Origin of the sequence: Paraburkholderia sp. RL18-085-BIA-A, from assembly GCF_046027075.1 — a bacterium.
Lineage (GTDB): Bacteria > Pseudomonadota > Gammaproteobacteria > Burkholderiales > Burkholderiaceae > Paraburkholderia.
Window position 1 is genome coordinate 20,877 of the sequence record NZ_JARESU010000109.1, and the last position, 8,158, is coordinate 29,034.

Below are 8,158 nucleotides of genomic sequence, written 5' to 3' on the forward strand. Positions count from 1 at the left end.
GCAACGTCCACTCAAGGAGCTTCACGATGGAAACTGAAACCGACCTCAGACACCATGATTTGCTGATCGATGGCAAGCGTTTGCCGCCCGGCACCGGCGAGTATTCCGTCGACATCAACCCCGCCACCGAACAGCCGATCGCGCTGGTGGCCCAAGGCAGCGCCGCCGACGTGGATACGGCAGTGCAGGCGGCACGCGCTGCGCTGAAGGTGTGGAACTCGATCCGCGCGGCCGAGCGCGGCCGCATACTGATGCGGCTCGCCGGTCTGATGCGCGCCAATCTCGACGAACTCGCCGCGCTCGAAAGTCTCGACGCCGGCAAGCCCATTGCCGCGGTATTGCGCCAGGACATTCCAGCCGCGATAGATACGCTCGAATACTACGCAGGCTGGTGTGACAAGATCAACGGTCAAGTGGTGCCGACGCGCCCCGATGCATTGACCTACACCGTGCGCGAGCCGGTGGGCGTGGTCGCCGCGATCGTGCCGTGGAATTTCCCGCTGATGATCGGCATGTGGAAAATGGCGCCGGCGCTCGCATGCGGCTGCACGCTGATCGTCAAGCCCGCCGAAATCACGCCGCTTACCGCATTGCGCATCGGCGAGCTGGCGCTCGAAGCGGGCGTACCTCCCGGAGTACTGAATATCGTCACCGGCAAGGGACGTGTGGTCGGCGATGCGCTGGTGGCACACCCAGGCGTCGACAAAGTGACGTTCACGGGCTCGCCGTCGGTCGGGCGCGGCATTTTGCAAGGCGCTGCCGTCAACTTCAAACGCGTCACGCTGGAACTCGGCGGCAAGTCGGCGAACCTGATCTTCCCGGATGCGAATCTCGACAATGCGGTGCGCGCCGCGGCCTCGGGCGTTTTCTTCAATACCGGCCAGGTGTGTTCGGCAGGCTCGCGCATCCTCGCGCATCGCGACGTGTACGACGAAGTGGTCGAGCGGCTCGCTGCGCGCGCGAAGTCGATCAAGATCGGCGATCCGTCGGCGCGCGAAACGTCGATGGGTCCACTGATCTCCGCTGCTCAGATGAAGACCGTGCTCGGCTATGTCGAAGCGGGAAGAGCCGAAGGCGCATCGCTCGTGACCGGCGGTTCGCGGGTCGGCGAGCGCGGCTTCTTCGTCGAGCCGACGGTGTTTGCCAACGTCGAACACGAAATGCGCATTTCGCAGGAAGAGATTTTCGGTCCGGTTGCCAGTGTGATTCGCTTCGACGACGAAGCCGATGCGCTGAGGATTGCCAATGGTACGTTGTATAGTCTTGCGGCCGGGGTGTGGAGCGCGGACATCGGACGGGTGCACAGGGTGGCGCGGGACCTGAAGGCGGGAACCGTGTGGATCAATACCTACGGCTATACCGACGTGCGTCTGCCATGGGGCGGGACCGGCGACTCAGGCTTCGGTCGTGAGCATGGCGATGTCGCGATTGAAAACTTCACCGAGCCGAAGGCGGTGTGGCTGGCGCTCGATCAATAGCGTCGGTAGCGGAATAAAAGAGGAGACAAAAAAGGATCGAACGCGTGCGGCGTTCGATCCTTTTTTCTTGCGGCGAATGCCGCGAACAACGGAAAGTCGCGACGCTCCGCTCAATCGCCCTGCAATGCCATCCGCTCGCGCAGCTTGATGAGCGCAAGCACCACGTCGATGGTGGGTGTCGGTTCGGCGACGAGCCGGCCCATTTCCTGTACTACCGTCAATAGCGGATCGATTTCCATCGGGCGGCGATTTTCCAGATCGACCAGCGTCGATGTCTTATGCGCGCCGACCGCGCCCGCGCCATCGATCCGCCTTTCCACGTCGACCCGAAAGTGCACGCCGAATTGCTCGGCGATCCGCTTTGCTTCGAGCATCATCGTGCGTGATACCGCGCGCGTGCCCGGGTCGCTGGTGAGCACGTCGAGCGTCGCATGCGTCAAGGCGCTGATCGGGTTGAAGCACAGATTGCCCCATAACTTGAGCCAGATTTCATCGCGGATGTTGTCGCGAATCGGCGCTTCGAAACCTGCTGCCTGCATGATTTCGTGCAACTGCTGAATGCGGGGCGTGCGTTCGCCACTGGGCTCGCCGATCGGAAATTTCTTGCCGTACACATGCTTGATGACACCCGGCTCGACGATCTCCGCAGCGGGATACAGCACGCAACCGATCGCCCGTTCGGGACCGAGCTTGGTCCATTGAGCACCGTCCGGGTCGACGCTCGCGAGGCGCGTGCCCGCGAAGCGTCCGCCGTGTTGGTAGAAGTACCAATAGGGAATGCCGTTAACGCCGGTGACGACCGCCGTGTGCTTGCCGAGCAGCGGTTGCATCGCGTCGACCACGCCGGGCAGCGAATGCGCCTTCAGCGTGATGATCACGAAGTCCTGCACGCCGAGTTCACGCGGGTCGGACGTGCAGCGAACCGGCGCACTGAAAGTCTCCCCGTCCATGATCACACGCGCGCCATGTTCGCGCATGGCCGCAAGATGTGCGCCGCGCGCGATGAAACTCACGTCCGCGCCGGCGCGTGCGAGTTGCACGCCCATCAAACCGCCAATTGCTCCCGCTCCGAAGATACAGATCTTCATGATGCTGCTCCCGTGACTGTGAAAAGCCGCTTGCCCGATGCCGCAGTTGCCGTGCGCGGCAGCAGGTCACTGTCCGAGCATAAAGGGGCGGGACGAATGCAGATAGTTAAAGTTTCTCGGCCGAAGCATTAGGGATCGGTTATGGAAAAACGATACGGATCCGAGCAGCCTGAAAAGCTGCGACCTGACAACTTCTGAAGGAATTTCTGATATGTCTTAGAAAATTTTTATCGTGCGCAGAGCACAATGCGGCTCCTTTGAAAAGTAATGCATTCGGGTGGCATTGCGAACGGATCAATGAGAATGGTGCCATGAAGTCGAAGGTTGATTTGAAAATTTGCGTGGTGTTTGTACGTGCTGCGCTCACGTGCGCGTTGCATCGTGTCGATCGAGCGGTTCGAAGTCGCGCCGCCGCTGCTGCTCTATGCTAGGCCGCGCGTGATGCAGACCGTGATCCGCCAGCCGTCCGGCTGCGACTTTGTAGAGGTGGAGAGCGCCCTCGCGCGCCTGTTCGACGTGATGTTGATCGCATTGGGAGCGGCTCTCGCTTCGCTGATTTGCAGATCCGACGCAGATCGTTGGACGCTTGCAAGCGACTTCGTGGTGTTCGACATGGCGCTGGCCCTTTTGCTGTTGCCATCTTTCGGCGTGTACGAAGCGTGGCGCGGCAGATCGAAATGGCGTCTCACCATCAGCGTCGTATTCGGCTGGCTCGTGGTGCAAACCTGCGGTCTTGTCGTCATGGTTCTGCTCCACCGTACTGCATCGTTGTCGCGCCTCTGGTGCGTCAGTTGGACTGCGATTACCGCCGTTGGGATTGTCGTATCGCGCCTGTTGGTGCATGAGATGCTCGGGCGTCTGAGGCGCGCGGGGCGGAATTTGAGCATGGTCGCGGTAGTAGGCGCCGGCTCACATCGCGACAGTGTGATCGCCAACATCATGGGTTCACCGGCCACGGGCTTTCGGGTGGCCGGCACGTTCACTCCATGTGGTCGTACCGGGCCGAACGCCGATGACTTACCTTCTTTCGACTGTCTGAGCGAATTCGCCGACTGGGTGCGCCGGGAGCGGGTCGACGAGGTGTGGCTCGCGCTGCGGATGTCCGACGAGCACACCGTGCTGCGCGTACTCGACGAATTCAGCGGCGATCTCGTCAATCTGCGGTTCATTCCCGATGTGCGCCGCCTCACGATGTTCGATCGAAACGTGGTCGAGCTGATCGGTTCACCCGCTATCAACCTCATGGCCTCGCCGATGACGCCGTACGCATTGATGCAGAAGGCGCTGTTCGACCGGCTGTTCGCGTTTGCGATATTGCTCGTATTGTCGCCGCTGATGCTGTTGATCGCGGTGGCCGTCAAGGCGACGTCGAGGGGACCGGTGTTGTTTACGCAGCGGCGTAAGGGTGCCGATGGACGCGTGTTCCGCATCTACAAATTTCGCTCGATGCGCGTGCACGTCGAGCAACCAGGTGTGGTTCGTCAGGCTACGCGCGGGGATCCGCGCGTCACGTGCGTCGGTGCGTTTTTGCGGCGTACGAGTCTCGACGAGTTGCCCCAATTTTTTAACGTGCTGCGTGGAGAGATGTCGGTGGTTGGGCCACGACCGCATGCGTTAGAGCATGACGATGAGTACGGGAAGATCGTCGATGGCTATATCCATCGCTACAGGATCAAACCGGGGATCACCGGATGGGCGCAGATCAATGGCTTTCGTGGCGAGACCGACCAGATCGAAAAAATGTGCGGGCGGGTGGAGCATGACCTGTACTACCTGCGCAACTGGTCGTTTGGACTGGATATGCGCATCGTTCTGGAGACGGGGCTCAAGGGGTTGCTGCATTGGAATGCGTATTGAGGCGCGACTTGATGGCGTGATGGGAGTCGATCTGCCGAGAAGTGGTACTTGGCGTATGAAGGCGCGCGTCTCGATCGGAAACGTATTGGCTTGTCTGAAGCTGGTTGGCATGAGCGGCAATTTTGCTCGCTCGTTTGATGAATAGGTTAAACACGATGTTTGCGGTAGTTCTGACCAGCCCGGTTCGGCTTCGAGTATTGATGGCGGCTGTCACCCTGATGACCTGTGCATGTGCAGTCGCGCCTGGAATGCGGATGGAGACGTCCGGTTTACCGAACGTGCCTGGCAAGATATCTAATGCGCTCGAAGGCAACACGGAAAATGATAAGAGCGCGCCACACGAGGCGGTCGATGCGACGCGCGGTACACCGTCCATCGCGATCACGGAGGTCGACGCTGCACTGGTCGCGCAATTGGCCCAACGCCGGCGAAAGCAACAACTCGCGTTGTCGCAATTGCTCTCTGGGACGCCGCAGGTCTATACGGTTGGGCCCGGCGACGTGCTGCAAATCGTCGTCTGGGATCACCCGGAGCTTGCGGCAGCACTCGGTCCTTTGCAAACCCAGTCGTCGTCGCGGCCCGACGATCCGTTTGCTGGCTTCGTCGTCGATCAGGGTGGCAATTTGACTTTCCCTTATGCCGGAACGTTGCAAGTGGCTGGACTGCGTGCGGAAGAGATACAGCAGCGTCTGGCAGGCGCGCTTGCGAAATACTTCGTCAAACCTCAGGTGACCGTACGGATGGCTTCTTACCGGGCACATCGGGTCTATGTCGATGGCGAAGTGCATAGCCCCGGCGCACTGGCCGTCAACGACGTACCCATGACGCTTTACGAAGCAATCAGCCGCGCCGGCGGATTCAGCGACACGGCCGATCAAAGCGGCCTTGTCCTCGTGCGCGACGGCCAGTCCTACCGCGTTAGCCTGTCGTATCTGTTGGCTCAAGGATTGAGCCCCTCGAAGCTCTATCTGAAACCCGGTGACTTCCTGCGCGTCGTGTCGCGCGACGAGAACGACGTGTAGGTGATGGGCGAAGTGAACAAGCCGATTTCGGCCATTGCGCGCCGAACCGGTCGCATTACGCTCGCCGACGCGCTGTCGCAGGCGGGCAGCGTGAATGCGTCGACCGCCGACGCCGCGCAGATGTTTGTGATTCGCGGTTCTTTGTCAGAGGCACCTCAGGTGTTTCATCTCGACGCCCGATCGCCAGTTGCAATGCTGCTCGCCAAGGATTTCGACTTGCAGCCTAAGGATGTGGTGTATGTCGATGGCAGTGGGCTGGTTCGCTTCAATCGTGTGCTGAGTCTGTTGATGCCGCTGATCAGCAGTGGGTTGACCGCCGGACTGGTGGCGAAGTGATCGAACGCGTGCTGGTCGTGTGTGCCGGCAACATATGCCGAAGTCCGATGGCAGCGGCCCTTCTGGCGCGGCGCCTCGAGTCCGTCTCCGTCGAGTCTGCAGGTATTACGGCGCTGATCGGCCATGGTGCCGATCCGATCGCCGTAGGCCTGATGCGCGATCGCGGTCTCGACATAAGTTCCCACAGCGGGCGGCAACTCGAACCGTGGATGACCACGAGCGCCGACCTGGTGCTAGTCATGGACACTTTCCAGAAGCAGTACCTGGAGAATCGCTTCGCGTCGCTATATGGACGCGTCTATCTACTCGGCCAGGTTTCGACGCCCTCCAAACATTCAGACGCCGGATTCAATATTCCTGATCCGTACCGGAAAGGCTACCGGTCATTTGAAGAAAGGCTGAAGTTGATCGAAGCCGGGGTGGATGAATGGTCTTCGCGCATTAAAGGCGTATCCGACGAGCCCGCCATTTCAACCAGATGCGCAGATAGATCGTCATCCTGACAGATTAAAAAATACGTGGATTACTGCACGATGAAAGCGGTGCAATCGCCTGAGAACGAGGCGTTAAAACAAAGTGATGAACTCGACCTGGTCGGGATGCTGGATGTATTCGTCGACTACCGGTGGATCATTTTCAAGATTTTCCTTGTCTGCGTCGCGTTAGCGACTGCATTTGCCTTTCTGTTCCCGCCGCGCTATCAGGCGGACATTTCGGTTCAGGTCGAGGACGGCACCGGCATGGCGTCAGCGCAGAGTTTGCTGGGCGACGTGTCGTCTCTGTTCGATTACAACTCTCCTACCTCGGCCGAACAGCAGATCATGGCTTCGCGGCTCGTCGTGACCAGCGTTGTCGACGAGTTGCATAGCTATATCAACTTGCACCCGAGCCGCTTCCCGCTTGTTGGAGATTTCATATCCCGCTCCAATGACACCGTAATGCGTCCCGGCATTCTAGGTATTGGGGGCTGGGCATGGGGTACGGAAAGTGCCGATGTCGTTCGGTTCGACGTGCCGAGACGCGTGGAAGGGGACCAGTTCACGCTGACTGTGCTGCCCGGCGACCGTTACCGTCTCTCCGGTTTGGATCTTGATCATCCCGTTACTGGTCGAGTCGGCACGGAAGAAGTGTTCGAGACGACCTATGGTGCGACGAGGATGTTCGTAAAGTCATTCAACGCGGCTCCCGGCACGAAGTTCAAACTGGTCCGGAAATCGCGGCTGGACGCGATTATGGACCTGCAAAACAGTTTGGACATTCAGGAAAAGATCAAGTCGTCCGGCGTTCTCATTGCCACCCTCAAGGGAAGCGATCCAGTGATGGTTCGCGACCGGTTGCAGGCAATTGGTCGTTACTACGTGAAACAGAACATCGAGCGCAAGGCGGCTGACGCGGCGCAATCTTTGGTGTTCCTGAATGACCAGGTCCCGGTGCTCAAGAAACAGCTCGAGGATGCCCAGGCACGCTATACCCAGATGCGCAACAAGGAGGGGTTGGTCGATTTGCCGGAGGAAGCGAAGATCGCCCTTCAGCAGACAGCGGATACCAAAGTGCGGATGCTTGAACTGCAGCAGAAGCGTGACGAGCTTGCTTCTCGCTTCACGAGTTCGCATCCCGATGTCATTGCCCTAGACGCGAAAATCGCGACGCTTCGCGCACAGCAAGGAGCATTCGATCAGCAACTCAAACGATTGCCGGACACGCAGCAGGACGCGGTGCGTTTAATGCTCGACGTCAAGGTGGGGACCGACCTCTATACAGCGCTGTTGAATAACGTCCAGCAATTGAAACTGGTCAAGGCGGGCAAAATCGGCAGTGTGCGCATCGTTGACGTGCCGGTCGTTCCCGAAGACATCGCCTTTCCCAATCGGCCGGTGACGATAGCAGCCGGAGCGTTACTCGGGCTCTTGCTGGGCGTGGGGTTTGCGTTCGTTCACAGCTTCCTGTTTGCCGGGATCGCGGAAGCAGATGAAATCGAAACCCAGATCGGTCTGCACGTGTACGCGACGATTCCTGAGTCACGCCGGCAACAACAGCTCCATCGAGGCTTAGGAAAGATTGACGCAGCAGGCGCCCGGCTGCTTGCAGAGGACCAGCCCCGCGAGCCGGCTGTTGAGAGTTTGCGCAGTTTGCGCACAGCTCTCCACTTTGCGATGTTGAATGCCAGAAATAGCGTGATCCTCATTTCCGGCCCCGCGCCCGGCGTTGGAAAATCCTTCGTTTCGGCAAATTTCTCGGCATTGCTGGCGGGAAGTGGAAAGCGGGTACTGCTCATTGATGCGGATCTTCGAAAAGGCTCTCTCAATCAATACTTCGGTAAGCGACGCGAGCGGGGTTTATCGGACGTTATCACTGCGAGGCTATCTTTTGACCAGGG

General features: G+C 59.4%; 5 protein-coding genes and 1 pseudogene. 5 read left to right on the forward strand and 1 reads right to left on the reverse strand.

The window, feature by feature from the left end:
- Positions 1-26 precede the first annotated feature (26 nt).
- Positions 27-1,478 carry an aldehyde dehydrogenase family protein gene (locus tag P0D89_RS39670; protein ID WP_408361808.1) on the forward strand — a complete coding sequence of 484 codons (1,452 nt, stop codon included), beginning with the start codon at positions 27-29 and terminating at the stop codon, positions 1,476-1,478.
- 110 nt (positions 1,479-1,588) lie between these two features.
- Here the strand turns inward: P0D89_RS39670 and P0D89_RS39675 are convergent, their stop codons facing one another.
- Positions 1,589-2,566: a 2-dehydropantoate 2-reductase gene (locus tag P0D89_RS39675; RefSeq protein WP_408378262.1), complete on the reverse strand. Its 978-nt coding sequence runs from the start codon at positions 2,564-2,566 to the stop codon at positions 1,589-1,591.
- Between the two features lie 441 nt (positions 2,567-3,007).
- Between P0D89_RS39675 and P0D89_RS39680 the strand changes: the two genes are divergently transcribed.
- The 4 genes and pseudogenes from P0D89_RS39680 to P0D89_RS39695 form a co-directional block, all read left to right on the forward strand.
- Positions 3,008-4,423 (forward strand): undecaprenyl-phosphate glucose phosphotransferase, encoded by a 1,416-nt coding sequence (locus P0D89_RS39680; protein WP_408361858.1) that lies wholly within the window; start codon positions 3,008-3,010, stop codon positions 4,421-4,423.
- A 137-nt stretch (positions 4,424-4,560) separates the two neighbouring features.
- Positions 4,561-5,781: pseudogene (locus P0D89_RS39685) on the forward strand (polysaccharide biosynthesis/export family protein).
- Positions 5,778-6,284: a low molecular weight protein-tyrosine-phosphatase gene (locus tag P0D89_RS39690; protein WP_408361805.1), complete on the forward strand. Its 507-nt coding sequence runs from the start codon at positions 5,778-5,780 to the stop codon at positions 6,282-6,284. Before P0D89_RS39685 ends, P0D89_RS39690 begins: the two are co-directional and overlap by 4 nt.
- A 30-nt stretch (positions 6,285-6,314) precedes the next feature.
- The coding region (locus P0D89_RS39695; protein ID WP_408378264.1) for a GNVR domain-containing protein at positions 6,315-8,158 on the forward strand (1,844 nt) is incomplete at its 3' end.

Excerpts from the sequence above, each read along its gene's own strand:
- P0D89_RS39675 (WP_408378262.1), bottom strand. The coding sequence starts at position 2,566 with ATGAAGATCTGTATCTTCGGAGCGGGAGCAATTGGCGGTTTGATGGGC.
- P0D89_RS39680 (WP_408361858.1), top strand. The coding sequence starts at position 3,008 with ATGCAGACCGTGATCCGCCAGCCGTCCGGCTGCGACTTTGTAGAGGTG.
- P0D89_RS39670 (WP_408361808.1), top strand. The coding sequence starts at position 27 with ATGGAAACTGAAACCGACCTCAGACACCATGATTTGCTGATCGATGGC.